This window comes from Olsenella phocaeensis (assembly GCF_048189965.1).
Classification (GTDB): Bacteria; Actinomycetota; Coriobacteriia; order Coriobacteriales; family Atopobiaceae; genus Olsenella_I; species Olsenella_I phocaeensis.
In genome coordinates this window covers 1-19,669 of sequence record NZ_DBEZHV010000008.1, presented here as the reverse complement: position 1 = coordinate 19,669, position 19,669 = coordinate 1, and the positions used below count along the sequence as shown (strand labels likewise).

18 protein-coding genes, 1 tRNA gene and 1 other RNA gene are annotated in these 19,669 nt (G+C 66.7%); 2 read left to right on the top strand and 18 right to left on the bottom strand.

Going from position 1 to position 19,669, the window contains the following annotated elements; translation table 11 throughout:
- Positions 1-16 precede the first annotated feature (16 nt).
- Positions 17-709, top strand: a complete 693-nt coding sequence (nth, locus tag ACMPH2_RS04255) for an endonuclease III (protein ID WP_062531574.1) — start codon at positions 17-19, stop codon at positions 707-709.
- Between the two features lie 25 nt (positions 710-734).
- Positions 735-1,034 (top strand): DUF6485 family protein, encoded by a 300-nt coding sequence (locus tag ACMPH2_RS04250; RefSeq protein WP_062531573.1) that lies wholly within the window; start codon positions 735-737, stop codon positions 1,032-1,034.
- A gap of 128 nt (positions 1,035-1,162) precedes the next feature.
- Here ACMPH2_RS04250 and ACMPH2_RS04245 read toward each other — a convergent pair whose 3' ends face one another.
- The 18 genes from ACMPH2_RS04245 to ACMPH2_RS04160 form a co-directional block, all read right to left on the bottom strand.
- Positions 1,163-2,014, bottom strand: a complete 852-nt coding sequence (locus ACMPH2_RS04245) for a PLP-dependent transferase (RefSeq protein ID WP_417118719.1) — start codon at positions 2,012-2,014, stop codon at positions 1,163-1,165.
- Positions 2,015-2,196: 182 nt separating this feature from the next.
- Entirely contained in the window at positions 2,197-2,742 is a 546-nt protein-coding gene (gene rbr / locus ACMPH2_RS04240) for a rubrerythrin (protein ID WP_009278343.1), read from the bottom strand.
- 87 nt (positions 2,743-2,829) lie between these two features.
- Positions 2,830-3,735 carry an HhH-GPD family protein gene (locus ACMPH2_RS04235; protein ID WP_417118718.1) on the bottom strand — a complete coding sequence of 302 codons (906 nt, stop codon included), beginning with the start codon at positions 3,733-3,735 and terminating at the stop codon, positions 2,830-2,832.
- Positions 3,725-4,207, bottom strand: a complete 483-nt coding sequence (locus tag ACMPH2_RS04230; protein ID WP_062531571.1) for an RrF2 family transcriptional regulator — start codon at positions 4,205-4,207, stop codon at positions 3,725-3,727. The genes ACMPH2_RS04235 and ACMPH2_RS04230 overlap by 11 nt, the downstream gene beginning before the upstream one ends.
- A gap of 47 nt (positions 4,208-4,254) precedes the next feature.
- On the bottom strand, positions 4,255-4,953 hold the full coding sequence (locus tag ACMPH2_RS04225) for an HAD family hydrolase (RefSeq protein WP_159430813.1): 699 nt from the start codon (positions 4,951-4,953) through the stop codon (positions 4,255-4,257).
- Between the two features lie 244 nt (positions 4,954-5,197).
- A tRNA-Asp gene (locus ACMPH2_RS04220) sits at positions 5,198-5,274 on the bottom strand.
- A 157-nt stretch (positions 5,275-5,431) separates the two neighbouring features.
- Positions 5,432-6,274 carry a hypothetical protein gene (locus ACMPH2_RS04215; RefSeq protein WP_417118717.1) on the bottom strand — a complete coding sequence of 281 codons (843 nt, stop codon included), beginning with the start codon at positions 6,272-6,274 and terminating at the stop codon, positions 5,432-5,434.
- 55 nt (positions 6,275-6,329) lie between these two features.
- On the bottom strand, positions 6,330-6,938 hold the full coding sequence (gene recR, locus ACMPH2_RS04210) for a recombination mediator RecR (RefSeq protein ID WP_009278338.1): 609 nt from the start codon (positions 6,936-6,938) through the stop codon (positions 6,330-6,332).
- Between the two features lie 2 nt (positions 6,939-6,940).
- Complete coding sequence (locus ACMPH2_RS04205) at positions 6,941-7,249, bottom strand: YbaB/EbfC family nucleoid-associated protein (protein ID WP_009278337.1); 309 nt, start codon at positions 7,247-7,249, stop codon at positions 6,941-6,943.
- A gap of 126 nt (positions 7,250-7,375) precedes the next feature.
- On the bottom strand, positions 7,376-9,796 hold the full coding sequence (dnaX, locus tag ACMPH2_RS04200; protein ID WP_417118716.1) for a DNA polymerase III subunit gamma/tau: 2,421 nt from the start codon (positions 9,794-9,796) through the stop codon (positions 7,376-7,378).
- Positions 9,797-10,281: 485 nt separating this feature from the next.
- Positions 10,282-10,773, bottom strand: a complete 492-nt coding sequence (locus ACMPH2_RS04195; protein ID WP_009278335.1) for a GtrA family protein — start codon at positions 10,771-10,773, stop codon at positions 10,282-10,284.
- A 72-nt stretch (positions 10,774-10,845) separates the two neighbouring features.
- Positions 10,846-13,308 carry a glycoside hydrolase family 3 C-terminal domain-containing protein gene (locus ACMPH2_RS04190; protein WP_417118715.1) on the bottom strand — a complete coding sequence of 821 codons (2,463 nt, stop codon included), beginning with the start codon at positions 13,306-13,308 and terminating at the stop codon, positions 10,846-10,848.
- 138 nt (positions 13,309-13,446) lie between these two features.
- Positions 13,447-14,115 carry a DedA family protein gene (locus tag ACMPH2_RS04185; protein ID WP_417118714.1) on the bottom strand — a complete coding sequence of 223 codons (669 nt, stop codon included), beginning with the start codon at positions 14,113-14,115 and terminating at the stop codon, positions 13,447-13,449.
- Between the two features lie 124 nt (positions 14,116-14,239).
- Positions 14,240-14,335, bottom strand: an RNA gene (gene ffs / locus ACMPH2_RS04180) — signal recognition particle sRNA small type.
- A gap of 133 nt (positions 14,336-14,468) precedes the next feature.
- A complete protein-coding gene (locus tag ACMPH2_RS04175) occupies positions 14,469-15,857 on the bottom strand; it encodes a BspA family leucine-rich repeat surface protein (RefSeq protein WP_417118713.1) in 1,389 nt (462 codons plus the stop codon).
- Between the two features lie 30 nt (positions 15,858-15,887).
- Positions 15,888-16,091, bottom strand: coding sequence for a hypothetical protein (locus ACMPH2_RS04170; RefSeq protein WP_417118712.1), 204 nt, complete (start codon positions 16,089-16,091; stop codon positions 15,888-15,890).
- Between the two features lie 222 nt (positions 16,092-16,313).
- The gene (locus ACMPH2_RS04165) at positions 16,314-18,626 is read right to left on the bottom strand and encodes a C69 family dipeptidase (protein WP_417118711.1); all 2,313 of its coding nucleotides are present in this window, start codon (positions 18,624-18,626) and stop codon (positions 16,314-16,316) included.
- A gap of 240 nt (positions 18,627-18,866) precedes the next feature.
- A partial coding sequence (locus ACMPH2_RS04160; protein WP_471752465.1) for a glucose-6-phosphate isomerase occupies positions 18,867-19,669 on the bottom strand: 803 nt, incomplete at its 5' end.

Here is a 19,669-nt window from a genome sequence, read left to right as displayed (position 1 = left end):
AGGAAAGGAGAGGAACATGTCCCGTGAGTCGAAGCGCTCCAAGCGCGAGCGCGGCATCGAGGTCTGCCACCGCATGGGAGATCTGTACCCCGACGTGAGGAGCGCCCTGGACTTCGACGGCCCCTTCACGCTGGTGATCTGCGTGCTGCTCTCGGCCCAGACGACGGACGTGGCCGTGAACAAGGTGACGCCCGAGCTCTTCCGCCGCTGGCCCACGCCCGAGGCCATGGCGGCGGCGGAGATCCTCGAGGTGGAGGACGTCATCCACTCCCTGGGCTTCTACCACACCAAGGCACGGCACTGTGTCGAATGCGCCCAAGCCATAGTCTCGAACTTTGGCGGAGAGGTGCCTGGCACCATGGAGGAGCTCGTCACGCTCCCGGGAGTGGGACGCAAGACGGCGAACATCGTGCTCAACAAGGCCTTCGGCGTGGTGGACGGCATCGCCGTGGACACCCACGTGTACCGCATCGCCTCCAGGCTCAGGCTGGTCGACGCCCCCACCCCCGCCCAGGCCGAGCCCCAGCTGCTCGACGTGCTGCCCCGCGAACTCTGGGGGCCCGTCAACGAGCAGTGGATCCACTTCGGACGCGAGACCTGCACCTCGCAGCGCCCCAAGTGCGACGCCTGCGCCCTGGTCGACCTCTGCCCTAGCGCCTTCAAGGCAAACGGCAAGCCCAACGCCAGGCCACGCCGTCGGAGTAGCTAGCGTCGGCCACGGGAGAGGAGTCGCCATGGCAGAGGAGCCAAGGGGGCACTTCTGCAGTTGTGGGGACATCCGCTGCCCCCACAACCCCAACAATCCCAAGAACCTCGCTCGCGGCCTTGGCTGCGATGCCTGCATCAGGAAGAACCTGGCACTGGGCGAGGTTCCCACCTGCATCTTCAAGAACCTGGGCTCGATTGAGGGCTGGGACGACTTCTCCGTCGAGGGCTTCGCGCGCTTCGTGGCGGGACATCCACGGAGCCCCGAGGAGCGCGAGCGCTGCGCGAGGGTGGCGGCGGAGTTCGAGGCCGCGCACGCGGAGAGCTAGGCGCGCAGGCGCAGCCCTTCAAGATAAGACGTCCGCATGCGCCAAAGGACCCCCGGGCCGGCGGGTCGCTGCCGGTCCGAGGGCCTCGAATCATCTCGTGAGACGCCCCTCTCGCCCAGGCGGAGGCCTTATGCCGCAGCGAGCGCTTGGTCGAGGTCTGCGATGATGTCGTCCACGTTCTCGATGCCCACCGAGAGGCGGACGATGTCCTCCGAGAGGTGCGCCGCCTTCAGCTGCTCGGCGCTGAGCTGCGAATGGGTGGTCGACGCGGGATGGATGATCAGCGACTTGGCGTCGCCCACGTTGGCGAGGTGCGTGAACAGCCTCACGTTGTCCACCACCCTTAGCCCCGCCTCGCGGCCGCCCTTGACACCGAAGACCAGCGCACCGCCAAAGCCGCCGTGCAGCAGGCGCGAGGCCGTCTCGTGGCTGGGGTCGCCCTCGAGACCCGAATAACGCACCCAAGAGACCTTGGGGTGCCCCTCCAAGAAGCGCGCCACCGCGAGGGCGTTCTGGCTGTGGCGCTCGACGCGCAGGGAGAGCGTCTCGATGCCAATGCCGATGAGCTGCGCCGCGTAGGGCGAGAGGGTCGGCCCGAAGTCTCGCAGCTTGTTGGCCAGCACACGGGTCGAGAAGGGGGCGGCAGGGGCGGCGTCCGCGAAGACCACGCCATGGTAGGAGGGGTCGGGGTCGGTAAGCGTGGCAAACTTGTGCGGTGTCGAGCTCCAGTCGAAGCGTCCCGTATCCACGACCGCACCGCCCAGCGTCGCGCCGTGACCGCCGATCCACTTGGTGAGCGACTCGATCACCACCGCGGCACCGTCCTCTGCAGGCCGGTAGAGATAGGGGGTCGCGAAGGTGTTGTCCACGAAGACCGGTAGGGGCTCGGACAGCGAGGAGGCCGCGTCGACGAGAGCGGGAGAGAAGAGGGAGTCGCGCGACCTGCGGGAAATCGATGGCCAGAATCGTCGCGGACGCACGGAGGCTCCGCTCTCGCCCTCGGGGCCAGGGAGTCCCGAAGCGCGCGGGCATGGAACGCGGGGGCTTTTCCACATGACGCCCACGCCCTCGGCGCAGCCACCTACAAGGAAAGGGCCCGTCCCCCGATGGGAGACGGGCCCTTTGAAAGCTGTCGCGACACGATGCCGACGAGGCCGCGTCCTTAGTAGTTGACGGACTGCTCCTCGAAGTAGCTCTGCGGGTGGTTGCAGACGGGGCAGACCTTGGGTGCGGTGGCGCCGACGTGCAGGTGGCCGCAGTTCAGGCACTTCCAGACCTTGACGCCCGGACGGTCGAAGACCTCGCCCTTCTCGACGCGCTCGACGAGCTTGTTGTAACGCTCCTCATGGGCCTTCTCGACGGCGCCGACCATCTTGAACTTGGCGGCAATCTCCTTGAAGCCCTCCTCCTCGGCGGTCTTCGCGAAGCCCTCGTACATGTCGGTCCACTCGTAGTTCTCGCCGGCGGCGGCATCCTTGAGGTTGGTCACGGTGTCGGGGACGTCCCCCTCGTGGAGGTACTTGAACCAGAGCTTGGCATGCTCCTTCTCGTTGCCGGAGGTCTCGGTGAAGATGTTCGAGATCTGGACGTAGCCCTCCTTCTTGGCCTTGCTGGCGTAGTACTCGTACTTGGTGTGAGCCTGGCTCTCGCCGGCAAACGCACTCTCGAGGTTCTTCTTGGTCTGCGAGCTCTCGAAGTCAACTGCCATGTGAACTCCTCTCCGAAGATGCGTGCGGGCCCCTCCCGCACGACGTCTCAAAGCAGCCGCGATAGGCGACTGCTTTGATGGTAGCACTCAGACGTGCCAAATGTCCCCTGAACTATGGCAAAAGCCCTCTCGCTCGAGCTCTTCGAGGAGCTCGAGCACCTCGCCTTGGGCCAGCTCGGCCCTGCCGGCCTCCGACTCGACGCGGCTCAGCTCTTCGGCCAGCACCCCGCATCCAACTCCGACCGCATGGTCGTCGGCATGAGCCAGCAGGATGCGCACGAGCTCGGCGCGCTTCTGGCGGTGCGATCCCTCGAATCTGGACTGCCGCACGTGAGCCGCCGACCGACGCGAGGGGTTGGGAAGGACCCGCTTGAGATGGGCACCGTAATCCAGGAGGGCGTAGTACCAGCTGCGTGGCGAGTCGTCGGGAAGCGAGGCGTCCGGGGGGCAGCACGCCTCCACCAATGGGACGAGGTCCCGGTCTCGCACCCCCATCTCCTCTGCGAGGAGCTCGTGCAGGAAGACCGAGCGCACGTTGGTCTCGAGGTAGACGCCTGGAAGGTCGAAGGCGAAGGCCCTGATGCCCGCCGCGGTCGCCGGACCTATGCCAGGCAGCGCCACGAGCTCCGCGTACGAGCGCGGCATCTCTCCACCGGCGTCGCTCACGGCCTGAGCGGCACGCCAGAGCGAGAGAGCGCGCCGATTGTAGCCCATGCCCTGCCACTCCTCCAGCACGTCGACCGAGCTCGAGGCGGCAAGCGCGTCGGGGGTCGGGAAGCGCTCGCACCAGCGCTGCCAGCGACCGTACACGCGGCTCACCTGCGTCTGCTGGAGCATGACCTCAGAGACCCAGATCTGGTAGGGGTCGCGGGTGCGACGCCAGGGCAGGTCGCGGTACAGCTCGGCCCCCCTCGCCCTGACTCGCTCCCTGAACGAGGCGAGCCCGTCACCGAGCTCGCCCTCCCACTCCAGGCGGGCGGCGCTACTCGTCATCGGAAGCCAGGACCCTGGGACCCACGACCTCGAAGCCCTGGCCCCCCGCCAGCACGGGGTGCTTGTGCTCGGCGACGACCTCATAGAGGGTCACCGAGGAGAAGTAGTCGCGCAGGATGCGCTCCGCCTCGCACCAGATCGGGTTGAAGTGGCAGGACGGCATGAAGGGACAGGGTCCGCCGTCGTCCCCGTTGGTGTCGCAGCTCGAGACCTGGATCGGCCCCTGGATGGCCTCAACCACCGTGCGCACCGTGGTCGCCTTGGGATCGACCGCGAGGCGCATGCCCCCATGCGAGCCACGCGTGCTGTCTATGATTCCGGCACGCACGAGGTCGTGCTGGATCGAGCGGGCGAACGAGTAGGGCACGCTGTTGTTCTCGGCTGCGACCCGAACCGAGACGATGTCGCCATCCGCGCGCACCAGCTCGGAGAGCATGCGCAGCGCGTAATCGGTCTTCCGTGAAATATCCACCTGTGTACCTCCCCTGCGAGCCTCGCGGCGTCCCCATCGCGCGCGGCCTACTTCCAGTCGAGCACCTCCCAGTCGCGGCGCTTGGCCGCGTGCTTCAGCGTCTTGCCCGGGCTCACCGCGTAGGGCTTCTGAGAGGCGGAGAGCAGGTCCTCGTCGGAGTGGTGGTCCCCGTACGCATAGGCGATGACCCACCTGCCCGGCCCCACGTGCTCGTCTGCCCAGCGCTCCACGGCGCGGGTCTTCTCGGGCCCCGCTATGACAGGGCCCGCGACCTGGCCCGTATAACGACCTTGGGCATCCACCTGCATGTCCGTGGCGACGAGGCCATCGACGCCCAGGTGGTCCGCCGCCTCGCGGGCGATGTCCAGGAAGGTGGCCGAGACGAGCAACGTGACGCAGCCCTCGTCCTTGCACTTCCGCACCTCGGCCATGGCTGCGGGACGGTAGCGCGGCAGCAGGACCTCGTCGTGGAAGGAGCGCATCAGGGCGGATATCTCCTCAGGACTCCGCTCGTTGAGGGCGTCGAAGATGACCTCCCGGGCCTCCTCCTGGCGCTGCGGGAGATGGAGCACGTAGCGTGCCCCCCACCAGCCCAGGCGCAGGGCCTGCGAGATCGAGAGGTAGCCACGGGCGAAGAGGTAGCGCGAGAAGAGCGAGCCCGACTGCCCGCTGATCGAGGTACCGTCGAAGTCGAAGACGGCCAGCCTCACCAACTCGTCGTCCTGTCGCCTTTCACCTGCAGCCACCAGAGCCAGCCCCCAATAGACGGTCAGGGGCCCGTCGGCCCCGGCACCAAAGCCCTCTAATTGTATGACATAAGTGCCAATTTTTGTCCCCCGCCCCACGGCTGCGGGACGAGGCGAGAGGGACGGTGGGCCCGACGGTCCGTGGCCCCGTGCGCATGGCCACGGACCGCGCAGCCGGGGCCAGCCCTTGCCGCCCTTCTCCCATAAGAAAAAAGCCCCGGAGACCGGGGCTTGAAGTCGCAAATGGCGGGATATGCGGGACTTGAACCCGCGACCTCCGACGTGACAGGCCGGCGCTCTAACCAGCTGAGCTAATACCCCGTTCACCAGGTGCGGGAGCTATTCTACACAGAAGCGCTTCGCCTTGTCCAGTGGCCCTGTGAAAAAAGTTCCCTCCACCATTCATGCACAAGCCTTACCTGTTTTGGCGCCTCCTTCGGGGCATCACCGACATGCGCCCGCATCGGCGTTCGGTGCACTAACCCAGGGGGACGACCACCAGCCTGCCGTCACTCGTGTGGAGCCTCAGGCTGCTCCCCTGGAGCTCCACCGACTCTATGGATCCCTCGCCCCTCACCGCGTTGCCGTCGGCATCGGTCACCTGGGTCTCGACCGATCCGCCCCCAATCTGGTAGGCAAGGAGGTCCCAGCTGCCGTCGAGGTTCTCGGGCACGATCAGGGCGCCGTTGTAGAGGACCAGCTGGACAGGTACCCCGTCGAGCTCGAAGTAGACCGTCTGGGAGCTCCCGCCCTCAGGCCAGCTCACCAGCGCATACTTGCCGCTGTCCTGCTTGCGCAGGGCAAAGGTCGTCCCGCGGTTGGTGATCGTCCCGTCCACCTGGGTCTGGCCCTGCGCCTGCTCCTGCCGCGTCGCCGCGCTCCTGGAGGACGAGAGGGCCCTCCAGAAGAGGAAGCCGCCCAGGGCGAGCACCACGGCGACGGCCACCCCGAGGCCCACGAAGAGCTTGCGGCTGGTCTTGTAGCGTGCCTCTCGCCTTTGGACCGAGGGCTTGTGTGAGCCCTGCAGGCGCATCTCGTCGCCCAGGCCTATGCGCGTCCACGACGAGGTGGAATCTGCCGAGATCTTGGAGACGTTCTGCCTCGTCTCGACCGTCGCCCCCTGCCCAGCGGATATGCGCTGGAAGGAGCCCGTCTGGGCGGGGTCCACGCCAATGGGGCGCGGGGCGTCCTGCTCGGCGCTGGCGGAGTCGGGCTCCAGCTCATAGCCGTCGCGGGGGACGTAGCGACGCGCTGCGGGCTGGGCGTTGCCGGCAGAGTGCTTACCGTGACGGGGGGCGGCCCCGCTCGTGTGTTGTGACATGACAGACCTCCTCGCTCTGGCGTGCATCGTAGCGCACCGGTGCCGCAAGTTGTCGCTACAGCACCCGGCGGGCCTCAATGGCCCGCCCAAGGGTCACCTCGTCGGCGTATTCGAGGTCGCCGCCCACGGGCAGGCCGCTCGCGAGGCGCGAGACCTCGACCCCCAGCGGGCGTATGACGCGCGAGAGGTAGGTGGCGGTCGTCTCGCCCTCCACGTCCGGGTTGGTGGCCAGGATCACCTCGCTGACGGAGTCATCGGCTAGGCGCTGGAGGAGCTCCTTCACGTGCAGCTGGTCCGGGCCGACCTTGTCCATGGGAGAGATGACACCCCCCAGCACGTGGTAGAGGCCATGGTAGACGCCGGTCTTCTCGATGGCGGTGACGTCGCGGGGCTCGCTCACCACGCAGATGCTCGCGCGGTCGCGCGAGCCGTCGGAGCAGACGTCACAGGTGTCGCGCGTCGCGTAGCTGAAGCAGATGGGGCAGAAGTGGACCTGGTGCTTGACCTGCACGATCGCGTCGGAGAGGCGTCGTGCCGTCTCCGCGTCGGACTCGAGCAGGTAGTAGGCGATGCGCTGGGCCGACTTGGGACCGATGCCCGGAAGCCGTCCCAGCTCGTCGAGGAGCCTCTGGAGGGCCCGGCCGTCGTTTGCCTCTCTCGGCATGCCTAGAACAGCCCTGGGATGCTCATGCCGCCCGTCACGCCCGAGAGCTGCTGGTTCGCTGCGGACTGCGCGGCAGAGAGGCACTCGTTCACGGCCGCGACGATGCTGTCCTGCAGCATCTCGACGTCCTCGGGGTCCATTGCCTCGGGGTCGATGGTGATGGAGTCGATGTGCATGTCGGCGGTTCCGCTGACCTTGACCATGCCGCCGCCCGCAGAGGCGGACACCTGGATGTCGCCCAGGCGGTCCTGTGCCTTGGCGAGCTCCTGCTGCATCTTCTGGGCCTGCTTCATCATCTGCTGCATGTTCACGGGACGTATCCTTTCATGGGCGCGCCGGGGCGCAGTCCGTTCGTGGTCGTGCCGCGGCGCTCGGGCCGCCCTCACATGGTAGCCGCGTCGGGCGGGGGCTCCCCTGGGCAGGGGGCGAATCCCCAACTACTCCGCCGCTCCCCCCGAGCCGTCGGGACGCTCGACGCGAGCCGAGACGCCGTCGCCGAAGACGTCGGTGAGCATGTCCAGGATGTCTTTCTGCTCGGGGGTGAACATCTCCCTGGGCTCCCTGGGGGTGGTCCCCGCAGCCGGCTTGGGCTTGGGCGCCGCTGCGGGAGCCGGGCTTGGGGCTGGCTCCCGCCTGGGCGCTGGCTTCGGCTGGCTGGACCCGGGGGCACCCGCCTGACCGGCGGTCTGCGCGGGCGCCACGGCCGACGGGGAAACCACGGGTCCCGTCTGGGAGACTGGCCCCTGGGGCGGCAGGGGTGCGGACGAAGCGGCCGCCGGGGCCTGGTCGGCGTCCTCTCCATACGCGAAGGCGGACGCATCGTCGTAGGGTACGGCCTCGTCTTCCCAGGGGGCCGCATAGCTCGGCCGTGCGGGCCGGGAGGGCGCCGCCGGGGCGGGAATCGCGGACGCCGAGGTCGGCTGCATGGCTTGAACGCTGGGTGCGGCAGGCGCCGGCACCGGCGTGGGAGACGGCGCCTGAGCACGCACGGGAGCCGGCGCTGCGGCGGGAGGCTCGGCGCGGAGCTTGCGCGCTATGTCCGCACCAACCAGGCTGGACTCGGCAAAGACGAGCCTCCTGTGCCCAAAGACCTCCTCCACGGCAGTCCCGACCACCGAGCGGACGTCGTCGCGCTCGAGCATCTTGACCGAGAATCCGGAGCCCTTGGGCAGGTTGACCTGAAGGACCTCGCCGTCGTCCTTGAGGGCGGAGGACTGCAGGAGCAGGGAGCCGCGCGGGGGGTCGGAGGCGAGAAGGCCGTCGCACACCTGCTGCCAACGGCGCTGGAGCTCTCCCCCATCCGTGACCGCGGGGAAGGCGTGCGCCACAAGTCCCACGGTCGACGAGCTGGGCCGAGTGGGGGTGGCGGCCTGCGTCGGCCGCGCGGGGATGGGCTCCGGGTTCGTCGGTGCCGCCTGAACGGAGGCCGGCGCTGCCGCAGGCTTCGCCCTGGGTGACACGTCTGGCTGGGCCGGGGCAGGGACGGCGGCCGACGCCGGCTGTGCCGCGGGCGATGGGGTGGGTGTGGGAAGCTTCGTAATCCCGGGCTGGGCGGGAGCCGCCTGCACTGGCTGCGCGGGCCTCTCGCCCGTGGGAACGGACGACCGGACGGGGGCCGCCGGCGTCGTCGGCACGGGCCTCTCGCCTGTCGGCGCAGGCACCTGGACGGGGGCCACCGGCACGGGGGCGGCCACGGCACCCGCCGTCAGCTCCGCCACCCGCCGCTCGAGCTCGGCCATGCGGTCCGCGAGCGCGTCCAGCGTGAGGTCGGACTTGGGCCGCGCGATCCGGGCGAGCGCCACCTCGAGTACGAGCCTCTGGTTGGTGGCGGTCCTCATCTCCCTCGAGGCGTCCCCCATGATGCCGAGCGCGCGCGACAGTCGGTCCGGCGACCCGAAGGCAGCCGCCTCCTCGTCCAGAGCGCGCAGCTCGTCCTCCGACAGGTCGACGACTCCGGGCCTCGCCCCGACGGCAGCGACCACATAGCAGTCGCGCAGTCGCGCGGCCAGCTCGCGGGAGAACTGCAGCAGGTCTCGCCCGGCGTCAACCAGAGTCGCCACCTCGCCAAAGAGCGCGGCGACGTCACGCCTTGCCAATGCGAGCGAGGTCTGCGCGAGCTGCGCACCCGACACCTCGCCCAGGAGGTCGCGCGCCGCCTCGGCCGAGACCTGTCCCCCGCCGAAGACCGAGAGCTGCTCCAGGGTGGAGAGCGCGTCTCGCATGCCCCCACGGGCGTGACGGACGACCAGCTCGAGGGCAGCCGGGTCGTAGCCAAAGCCCTCCTGCTGGCACACCTTCTGGAGCTGGTGCAGGATGTCCTCGTGGGCGATGGCATGGAAGTCGAAGCGCTGGACGCGGCTCAGGATGGTGGCGGGAATCTTCTGCGGGTCGGTGGTGCAGAGCACGAAGACCACGTGGCTGGGGGGCTCCTCGAGGGTCTTGAGCAGCGCGTTGAACGCCGCCGTCGTGAGCATGTGGACCTCGTCGATGATGTAGAGCTTGTAGCGGCCACGGACCGGCGCGTAGCCGACGCTGTTGATGATCTCCTCGCGCACGTTGTCGACGCCGGTGCGTGAGGCCGCGTCGAGCTCGTAGACGTCAGGATGCTCCCCGGCCGCGATGAGCCTGCACTGCTCGCAGCTACCATCGGGCAGCTGGCCTGCGCCCCTCTCGCACATGAGCGCCTTGGCGAGCAGGCGGGCCATGGTGGTCTTGCCCGTCCCGCGCGGGCCGCAGAAGAGGTAGGCGTGGCTCTGCCTGCCCTCGAGCACCGCGCGTTCCAGGGTGCCCACCACATGCTGCTGCCCCACCACGTCCGCAAAGGTCTGCGGGCGATACTTTCTATACAGGGATTCCATCTGACCTCCGCGCCTCTTGTCCGAGCCACAAGTATAGCCGCGCGGGGGCACGGTCATGCATGCCCCGGCCCGCGCGGGCGCCCCCGACTGCAGCGGCCCGCATTGAAGGCCCCGGAGCGGCGCGGGCGGTCCACGACTTGCGCCCCCTCCCGCGTTCTCTATGCCTCCTCCTGACGTTCTCTATGCCTTCTCATGAAACTGCTGTCGTTCTCTATGCCGATTGCTGAAACGCACGCCGTTCTCTATGCCTTCTCCTGAACTCGACCAAAATCTACCTGGGCTTTTGTCGAACAGATTCAGGAAAATGCATAGAGAACGCAGGGGCGAGAGGAGCGCGATGACTTGGGTGCTGCGCAAGAGGACATGCGATGACCCACCTCGCGGCCGGCGCGATTCGGGACACTGCCCTGTGGCGCGATTCGGGACACTGCCCCGTGGCGCGAGCGACACAGGCCCCCACCTCACGGCCGGCGCGACACAGGCCCCTACCTCGCGGCCGGCGCGATCCAGAACTTGAGCAGGGGGAAGCTCACCACCACGGCAAGGAGCGTGTTCACCACCGACGCCACCGTTGCCGCAAGCCCGCTGGACAGCCCCAGCGAATTGACGCAGAAGTCCTGCACGTAGCCCGGAAGCACGAGGTTCACGACCACGATCAGCACGGCCAGCACGGCGTACTTGGGACCAGACTGTGCGAAGTCCGCGTCAGACCTGAAGACCAACCTCATCTGGACGAAGAAGTTCACCACCTGGGCGGCCACCTCGGCGACCAGGAAGGTGACAAAGGCGCCAAGTCCGCCGCCCGAAGACGGGTAGTTGAAGATGAGGAAGTGGAACTCGGTCGTGAGGCCAGCGAACACCGCTGTCCCCACCCAGGTGCAGGCGAAGCGCGTGGCCGTGGAGATATTGGACAGCAGGTTGAACAGGATGAACTGCCAGAGGCCCTCGTTCTTCCTCGTCCATTCCCCGAAGCCCATGAGCACGTCCCCTCTCGTCCGTCCACTCCGCTTGCGCCAGCTTACTTCCTCTTTTCGCCGACGGCCGCGCCGCTAGGTGACTTCCCTTGCCAGCCGACCGGCTTGAACCGCATTGCGAACCATGTTCGCGACGATGCCCACCAGCATGCGAAGCAGCCCGATGACCCAAAACCCCTTCGCCTCCATCACCAGGCCGTCGACGGCGGCCATGGAGAAGACCCCTCCGGCGTTCTTGGCAAGCGCCCTCAGAGGCATGTTCCAGATGAACAGCACGTTGAGGTTCGGCACGCCGCGGCGCTCCCCCGCCCTGCGCAGGAGGTTGAGAATGGACCAGAGCAGCCAAAGGAGCGGGCTGCGCCCGTGGATGAGGTCGCAGAAGCAGGTGTTGCGATCGATGGTGGCGCGCTCCTGCGGAATCGGTCGTCCGAGAAGCGCCACGAACTCTGCGTCAGTGACCTCCTTGACCCTACCCGTCTCGTAGGAACGCAGGTCAAGGCCCTCATAGGGATTCTTGGCACCCGTTCCCGCAAGCTCGACCTGCGCCCTCAGGCGAATGTCCTCGCAGGAGGCTCCCACGCGCAGCTCGTAGACGCCCCCCTCGATCTCCCAGGACCCGGTCCCCACGTCGAAGTATCGGAAGGCCTTGTCATCCAGGGCAATGGTCACGCCCTTGGTCTCGCCAGGTTCCAGGAAGACCTTGGCGAAGCCCTTGAGCTCCTGCTCCGGACGGAACACCTCCCGCTTCGGCTTTGACACGTAGAGCTGCACGACCTCTGCGCCAGCGCGTCTGCCGACGTTGGTGACGCTCAGGGTCACGACGTCCGCGGCAACCCTGGGCCGGGAGTACTCGAAGCGGGTGTACGAGAGGCCGTAGCCGAAGGGGAAGGCAACGGGCACGCCCGCGGTCTGGTAGTAGCGGTAGCCGACGTAGGGCCCCTCGCGATATGCGGCGACGTGACCCCCTGCGGGGAAGGTCTTGGCGGTCGGCGTGTCCGCGAGGCGCCTCGCCCAGCTCTCGGACAACTTTCCCGAGGGGTTCACGCGACCGCAGACCACATCCAGCGCCGCGCTTGCCCCGGCCTGGCCCCCCAGGCAGAGGTACGCGAGCGCGCGGGCGTCGTCCGCCCAGTCGCACTCGACCGGCGCGCCACCCGAAAGCAGCACCACGACGTTGGGGTTCGCCGACGAAAGCCGACGGAGCAGCTCCACCTGGTTCTGATTGACCCGCATGTCGTCACGGTCCATGCCCTCGGACTCGACCAGCTCGTCCAGCCCCATGCAAAGCAGGACGACCTCGGCCCGACGCGCGAGGTCGATCGCTGCGGCGGCCTTGGCGTCATCCTTGCCACCATGGCGCTCGTACCCCGGCTCGAAGCCCACGAGCTCGAGGCCGGAGCACCCGACGCACCCGAGCAGCGTATCGAGCCTGGTGGGGTTCACCAGGCTCGAGCCCGCACCCTGGTAGCGAGGGACGCTTGCGAAGTCGCCGACGAGCGCGACCCTCGTGCCCGTGGCAAGGGGCAGGATGGGTCCGCCTTGTTCCGTGGCCTCGTTCTTGAGGAGCACGATGGAGTTGGCGGCGACGTCACGTGCGATGGCATGATGGTCCCCGACGTCGAAGGCGTCATCGGCCGAGGCGGTTGCGGCGCAGGTGGGCAGAATGACGCCAAGAGCCTCCCTCACGCGCTCGTCCACGACCGACTCCTCCAAGCGGCCGTCTCGCACGGCGGCAGTGAGCTCCCGCACGGGCGAGAGGCCAGGGTCGGGCATCTCGAAGGTCGATCCCGCGCGCACGCCCGCGACGTGGTCGTTGGAGCCGCCCCAGTCGGTGACCACCGCCCCGTCGAAGCCCCACTCGCCACGAAGGACGTCGGTGAGAAGCCTGACGCTCTCGTTGGCGTAGGTGCCGTTGACGAGGTTGTACGAGCTCATGATGCACTTGGGGCCACTCTCGCGCACCACGATCTCGAACGCCGTGAGGTAGAGCTCGCGCAGGGTGCGCTCGTCGAGGACGGAGTCCGACGCCTGCCGCCTCGTCTCCTGGCTGTTCGCGGCAAAGTGCTTCGGGCAGGCGGCGACGCCGGTCGACTGGATGCCACGCACGTAGGCCGCAGCCATCTTGCCGGCGAGGTAGGGGTCCTCGGAGAAGTACTCGAAGTCGCGGCCGCAGAGGGGACTCCGCTTGATGCAGAGCCCGGGCCCCAGCACCACGTTCACCCCCTGGGCCAGACACTCCTCGCCCAGGGCGCGGCCAAGGGCCTCTCCCATGCCCGGGTCCCAGCTGTTGGCGACGGTGGCCGCCGTGGGGAAGCACGTTGCGGGCCTGCTGCCACCTATGCCCAGGTGATTGGCTCCCTCCGCCTGGAGGCGCAAGCCATGGGGGCCATCCGAGAATTGCATGGCGGGGATGCCGTATCGAGGCATGGCACGCGTGGTGAACGCGGAGCCCCCTGAGAGCAGGGCGCACTTCTGCTCCAACGTCATGCGGCCCAGCGTCTCTTCGATCCTTCGAGCAAGCTCGTCTGGTGTGCCCACGCAACCTCCCCGCACAACGGAATCCCCTCTCCCCACGACTTTAGCGGTAGGAGGGAGAAGGCGCGGCGGGTAGGTCGAGATGCCGGCGGACGAGGTCCACACGCCCCACATGGCCGGCCGAGGCAATCGGATGCGGCCCTACGCCGCGTGCCCACCCTCGCGGCGGCTGCCCTTGCCCATGCGGCTCCTCACGAGGCCCACCACGGTGGGCACGAGCGAGAGCAGGACGATCCCCACGATGAGCAGCTCGAAGTGCCTCTGCACGAAGGGAATGCCGCCGAAGAAGTATCCGAGCAGGGTGAAGAGGGTGGACCAGGTGATGCCGCCCAGCACGTTGAACAGCACGAAGTTGCGCCAGTGCATGCCACCCACGCCCGCCAGGAAGGGCACGAAGGTGCGGATGAAGGGGAAGAAGCGCCCCAGGAAGATGGCGAGGTGCCCCCACTTGTCGAGGAAGGCCTCGGTCTTCTCCACGCGCTCCGGCGTCATGGCCTTCACCTTGCCCGAGGCGATGATGCGACGGCCGAAGAAGTGCCCGATCATGAAGTTGCACTGGTCACCCAGGATTGCCGCCGCCCACACGACCCCCAACAGCCAGACGATGTCGAAGCCGCCGCCGTTGGCGAAGAACCCCGAGGCGAAGAGGAGCGAGTCACCTGGCAGGAAGGGGAAGAAGACCACGCCGGTCTCGATGAAGACGATCAGGAAAACGAAACCGTAGGCGGCGAGCGGACCCATGGCAATCCAGCTGGCGATGGCGGCACGAGGATCGCGCAGCAGCTCGGCGATGAAGCTTACGAAGCCCATGCTATTCTCCCAGTCCTTCGGCGCAAACCCGCAGGAGCGGGTGCCAGCATGTCAGCCAGGGAACGGTGCCCCAGATAACAAAGGCGCTCCCGGTCACGAGGTGGCCATGGAGCGCCCTGGAGCGCGCTCGGCGGGAACGGGTGCCCGCCAGAGGCCCCTTATGGCTGCTGCCTTCCGACCCTGACCAGGTTCGAGGTGTGACGTCACCCGAACCCGCCCAACGCGCTTGCGGGATAACTCTACCAAAGTCGCACGTGGGGCGTGCCGCTCACACCAAACGGCCACGAGCGTGACGACGAGGCCCGGGCCAACCAAGGCAGCCCGGGCCCTCGAAGTCGAGAGGGACGCGCGCCCTAGGCCTTGACGCCGTACCAACCGACGTTCTCGTTGCGCCAGCCGAGCCTGACCAGGCCGTCGCGCTCTCCGGCGTTGACCGTGTAGTGATGCGACCCCGCCTTGGCGTTGGGGTTGTAGAGACGGAAGAGCGCCTGTCCCTTGGCGTCGTCGGAGTACCAGCCTATCCCCTCGTACCTCCAGCCAAGGCTCACGAGCTTGTCCCGCTCGGCCTTGCTCGTGGTGTAGTGGTGGTCGCCGGCGTTCTTGTTGTAGAGGCGGAAGACCGGGGTGCCGGACTTGGTCGGAGCGACCCAGGCCACGCCCTCGTAGCGCCAGCCGGCCCTCACGAGGCCGTCGCGCTCGCCTGTGCTCGCGGTGTAGAAGTGCTCACCGCTGTTGGGATTGTAGAGGCGGTGCATGGCCTGGGCCTGGACGGCCTGCTTGCCGGACTTGGGACTCGGCTTTGGGTTCTGGTTGGGCTTGGGGTCGGCCTTAGGCTTGGTGGCACCACCGTTATTGGGCTTGCTGGGCTTTGTGGGAGTCTTGCCCTGCTCGCCGCCCTTGCCCTGGGGCTTGGGGTCGGCAGGCTTGCCGGAGTCCTGCTTGGGGTTGGAAAGCTTCGGGTCTGCGGGCTTGCCCCCCTCGTTCTTGGGCGTCGAGCCCTGACCCTGCGGCTTTTCCTCGGGGACGGGCTTCTCCTCCCCCTTGCTGCGGTAGGTGTCGGCCATGCCGCTGCGCTGGGACTTGATCTGGTCGTTCGTGTACCAGCGGGAGTCCTTGACGGACCGCCAGCCACGCTCGTCCGGGGAGCTGGGGAGCTCGTCCAGCACGGCAGGACGGAAGCCCTTCCCCACCTTCCACTCGACCAGGCCGGCGACGTCTCTGAACACATGCCGGGCCTCGGCCACGGCACCCATGTCAACCGCAGAAAGGTCGAGGGCAGAAAGCCGCGAGTCTCCCGCAAACATGGCATCCATGCCCCACAGCTCCGTGCCAAAGGTCTTGGGCAGCCTCAGGTCGGCAAGGGCATAGCACTCGGAGACCAGGGCGTTGGCAACCCTCACGCTCCTGAACTCCAGCGATGAGAGGTCGAGGGACGTCAGCGAAGAGCAGGCGTAGAACATGTGGTCGACACTTTGAACCTTGGAGGTGTCAATGCCGCCCAGCTCGACCGAGAGCAGCTCGGAGCAACCCTCGAAGAGGCTGGCGAGCCTGATGGTCGAGGACGTGTCGAGACAGCTGAGGTCCGCGACCTTGAGTCCCTTGAGGTTGAGGAGCTCGCTCGAGTCCTCTGGTGCCTTGACGCCGGACCTGATGCTTATGGCGACGACCCTCTTGGTCACGTTTTCAGGAATCGCGTGGACCGACTCCATCACGCCAGAGACGCCGTCGGTCGGAAAGACCACGAGCTCCCCCCTGTCGTCCAACGTGTAGGATCAGCCCTCGCCAAAGGTTTCCTCGACCGTCTTTGCCACGACGGACGTGGGAAGGAGGATGGAAGCGGCCAGCGCGAAGGCCGCGATGACGGACGCCAGAAGCACTCGGCCCACGTCCTTGATGTGTAGCCCTGTCGTCCGCCTTGCGGGATTCAGGGGCATGCCCACGTCTCTCTCCTGTCTGTTGTAGATTCTGACGTTCATTCAATAGTTCCGAACCGGATATAAAACCGTGGGGGAGCCGGCAGAGAGCATATTACCTGGGCAAACACTCGACACAATACCGCTGGGCGGATGCGCGCAGTTGTGGATATTTCTCCATGAGCGAGAAGGGCGCGCGGCCGTCGTGGATGGCCCTTCCCGCACAAGCGAGGGCGGGTCCCGCAAACTGCGAGACCCGCCCCGAAGAGGTGACTTGGCGAGAGGCTACCCTGCCTTCACGCCGTACCAGCCGATGCCCTCGCTCCTCCAGCCGAGCTTGACGAGGGCGTCATGCTCGCCCTGGCTCGTCGTGTAGTGGTGGGAGCCAGACCTGGCGTTGGGGTTGTAGAGACGAAGCAGGGGCTCGCCCTGGGCGTCGTCGGAGTACCAGCCGATGCCCTCGTCCCTCCAGCCGAGGGTCACGAGCGCGTCCCTCTCGTCCTTGCTGGCGGTGTAGTGGTGGTCGCCCGCGTTGGGGTTGTAGACGCGGTAGACCGGGGTGTCGGACTTCAGGGGCGCAGACCAGCCGGTTCCCTCGTAACGCCATCCGGCAGACAGTACGGAGAGGCACTCGTCGAAGCTCGCGGTGTAGAAGTGCTCGCCGCTGTTGGGGTTGTAGAGGCGGTACATGGTCCCGACGGGCTGCTCGACGACGGGCTTGCTCACGGTCACCGTGACGACGTCGGACTCGGCGGTCAGGCCCTCAGCATTGGAGACGACGACCTTATACTTGGTCTCGCCGACGGTGCTGGTCTGAGGCACATAGGTGTCGGAGCTGCCCACGTTACTCCAGCTGCTGCCATCCGTTGACTTCATCCACTGGTAGCTCAGGGGCGAGTCCGTGCGGCCGTCTGCCGCGACGGAGAGCGCGACCGCGCCGCTACCCTGCTCGTAGCTCGCGGACATGGGCTGCTGGGTGATGGTGGGAGGGACCACCTTGGAGGCATAGGACAGCGTGCCGTCGAGGTCGCTGGACTTGAAGGGCACGGAGAAGTCGCCCGCGTTGATGTAGTCGCGAAGCTCCGTGCGCAACGCCTGCATCTTCTCGAACACCTGGGTCGAGACGACGTCGAAGGCCTCGTTGGCAAGGGAACCGCGCTCGCCCTCGGGCAGGGTCTTCATGTACTCGTCGACGATGCCATGCTGGTCATTAATCTGGTCCTGGACGAGCTTGAGGTATTCGGCGACACCACCAGCGCATGCCTGACGGTTGTTGTACGTCAGGGTGTTGATGTCCATCATGACGTAGTCCATGGTGTCGTCGTCCGCATCAGTAAGAGCGGTCTCGACGCTGTCGATGGACTCCTTCTTCCCCACATGGCTCAAATTGATGGTCTCGAAGTTGTCATAGATTCCCGGAACCTCGGTGAGAAGCGCCGAGTAGCTGGGCAGGTAGACGCTGAACTCCGTGCGAGAGAGAGCCTCCCACTGGATGGTGGCGATATCTGGGCTCATCCCCCTGCGAGTCTGGAAGATGTGGGACTCGATTGTCCGGTTGTTCCCAATGGCATAGAGCTTGCTGTTCTCGTTGGCGTTGAACTGCGTGCCCTCGCCGCGGGCCGCAAGGGAACGCTGTGCGTCATAGAGGGAGTAGTCACTGCGACCAGGAGTAAAGAAGAGGAGACGTGCCTCGGGGCTGACACCGCTCACCCTGCCGGAGGTATCGACCTCGAAGGTACCGTCGGTGAGGGGATTGCCGAAGTAGGAGCGACCCTGTGCATAGCGCGTGTTCTGACCCGCGCCAGACTCGGTCTCGCCGTAGGAGCTGGCGACGTCCATGCCACCGTCCGCGAAGGTCACGTAGGTGCCGGCCTTCTTTGCGGTCTCCTCGAGGCCCTCCGAATGCAGACATACGCTCTTGTCGGCCAGGTCGACCTTGAACTGCAGGTTGCCCATGTTGGGATTGATTGAAGCAACGTCGTCAGAGATCTTGATGGCGATCCACTGGTGTCCCGAGAGCTGCTGGAAGTTCCAGACCTCGTTGGCGTCGCCAACCCAGATCTGGTTGCAGTCCTGGGCGCCGTACTTGTCCATGACGTCGCCGAGGATCTCGACACCCTCGCGCGCCGTGGCAGCCTCGCCGAGCACGACGTCGGCGATGTTGTACTCGCCCAGGCCCTCGGCCGTCTTCGGGTCTGCCTCCTCGATCTTCTTGTTGAAGTCGGTGGTAAGCGTGGCGGAGCAGGTCACGCCCTTCTCGTTGATGCCTGCTTCGGCATAGGGTGGTGCCAGCTCTCCCCAGTCCGCCTGGGCATCGCGCACGAAGGTGTAGCGGTAGGTCTTCCCCACCGTCCGATTGAAGGCACTCTCTTCCGAGGTGTAGGTCTTGCCATCGGTGGCTTCCTGGACCCCGAAAATCTTCACGTGGCGCGACGCATAGTCTTCTGCGCGGCCGTACAGCACGTCACCCGAGGCGGTGAGCTTGGGCCCTATGTAGACCTGAGTGCACGCCAGTGCCTGGACCGGCGTCGCCATGACAATCGAGGCGGCTGCCATCGAAGCCACGGCGAACCTCTTGAGCAGGTTGCTCCTGTGCATGAGCGCGGACTCCCTTCTTCAGCGGTCCCCCGACAGGCCAGGGACCAACCAACTAGACCACTCTTCCGCAGAGTAAACGAAACAAAGCTGAAACAGTCATTAACGATTTGCTTCTCCCGCTGAAGGGACAAAAAAGCCCGCCGGACGTGCGCCGACGGGCCAAGGGAGGACCCCGCGAATATGGAGAGGCGCCCTCTCACCATCGGACATGGAGGCGAGAGGGACGCCCTCGCTGGGCTACTACTTCCTGTGCGCGCGATAGTACGCGATGAGGGCCTTCGTGCTGGCGTCCTGGCCCTGGAGCGCCTCGTCGTCGTGGAAGGCGGGCGTGATCTGCTTGGCGAGCTGCTTGCCGAGCTCGACGCCCCACTGGTCGAAGGAGTCGATGCCCCAGACCGTGCCCTCGACGAAGGTGATGTGCTCGTACAGGGCGATGAGCTCACCCAGTGCGTGCGGCGTCAACGCCTCTCCGAAGATCGAGGTCGTGGGACGGTTGCCCGTGAAGCAGCGGGCGGGCACGATCTCTTCGGGCGTGCCCTCGGCGCGCACCTCCTCGGCCGTCTTGCCAAATGCGAGTGCCTTGGTCTGCGCGAGGAAGTTGCCCAGGAAGAGCTCGTGCACGTCCTGGTCCCCGTCCTTGGTGGGGTTGGGGGTGTTGGCGAAGGCGATGAAGTCCGCCGGAATCATGCGGGTGCCCTGGTGGATGAGCTGGTAGAAGGCGTGCTGGCCGTTGGTTCCCGGCTCGCCCCAGAAGATCTCGCCAGTGTCGGAGGTGACGGGGCTCCCGTCCCAGCGCACGCCCTTGCCGTTGGACTCCATGGTGAGCTGCTGCAGGTAGGCCGGGAAGCGGTGCAGGTACTGGTTGTACGGCAGGACGGCGTGGCTGCCCATGCCCCAGAAGTTGACGTACCAGACGTTCATGAGGCCCATGAGCGCGACGACGTTCTTCTCCAGCGGGGTGTTCTTGAAGTAGTGGTCCATGTCGTGGAAGCCGGCCAGGAACTCCTGGAAGCGCTCCGGACCAAAGGCGATGATCAGCGAGA

What these genes read in the sequence shown, in the direction of transcription:
- nth (WP_062531574.1), top strand. Translation starts at nt 17, where the DNA reads ATGTCCCGTGAGTCGAAGCGCTCCAAGCGCGAGCGCGGCATCGAGGTC.
- ACMPH2_RS04250 (WP_062531573.1), top strand. Translation starts at nt 735, where the DNA reads ATGGCAGAGGAGCCAAGGGGGCACTTCTGCAGTTGTGGGGACATCCGC.
- rbr (WP_009278343.1), bottom strand. Translation starts at nt 2,742, where the DNA reads ATGGCAGTTGACTTCGAGAGCTCGCAGACCAAGAAGAACCTCGAGAGT.
- ACMPH2_RS04235 (WP_417118718.1), bottom strand. Translation starts at nt 3,735, where the DNA reads ATGACGAGTAGCGCCGCCCGCCTGGAGTGGGAGGGCGAGCTCGGTGAC.
- ACMPH2_RS04215 (WP_417118717.1), bottom strand. Translation starts at nt 6,274, where the DNA reads ATGTCACAACACACGAGCGGGGCCGCCCCCCGTCACGGTAAGCACTCT.
- recR (WP_009278338.1), bottom strand. Translation starts at nt 6,938, where the DNA reads ATGCCGAGAGAGGCAAACGACGGCCGGGCCCTCCAGAGGCTCCTCGAC.
- dnaX (WP_417118716.1), bottom strand. Translation starts at nt 9,796, where the DNA reads ATGGAATCCCTGTATAGAAAGTATCGCCCGCAGACCTTTGCGGACGTG.
- ACMPH2_RS04195 (WP_009278335.1), bottom strand. Translation starts at nt 10,773, where the DNA reads ATGGGCTTCGGGGAATGGACGAGGAAGAACGAGGGCCTCTGGCAGTTC.
- ACMPH2_RS04185 (WP_417118714.1), bottom strand. Translation starts at nt 14,115, where the DNA reads ATGGGCTTCGTAAGCTTCATCGCCGAGCTGCTGCGCGATCCTCGTGCC.
- ACMPH2_RS04170 (WP_417118712.1), bottom strand. Translation starts at nt 16,091, where the DNA reads ATGAACGTCAGAATCTACAACAGACAGGAGAGAGACGTGGGCATGCCC.
- ACMPH2_RS04165 (WP_417118711.1), bottom strand. Translation starts at nt 18,626, where the DNA reads ATGCACAGGAGCAACCTGCTCAAGAGGTTCGCCGTGGCTTCGATGGCA.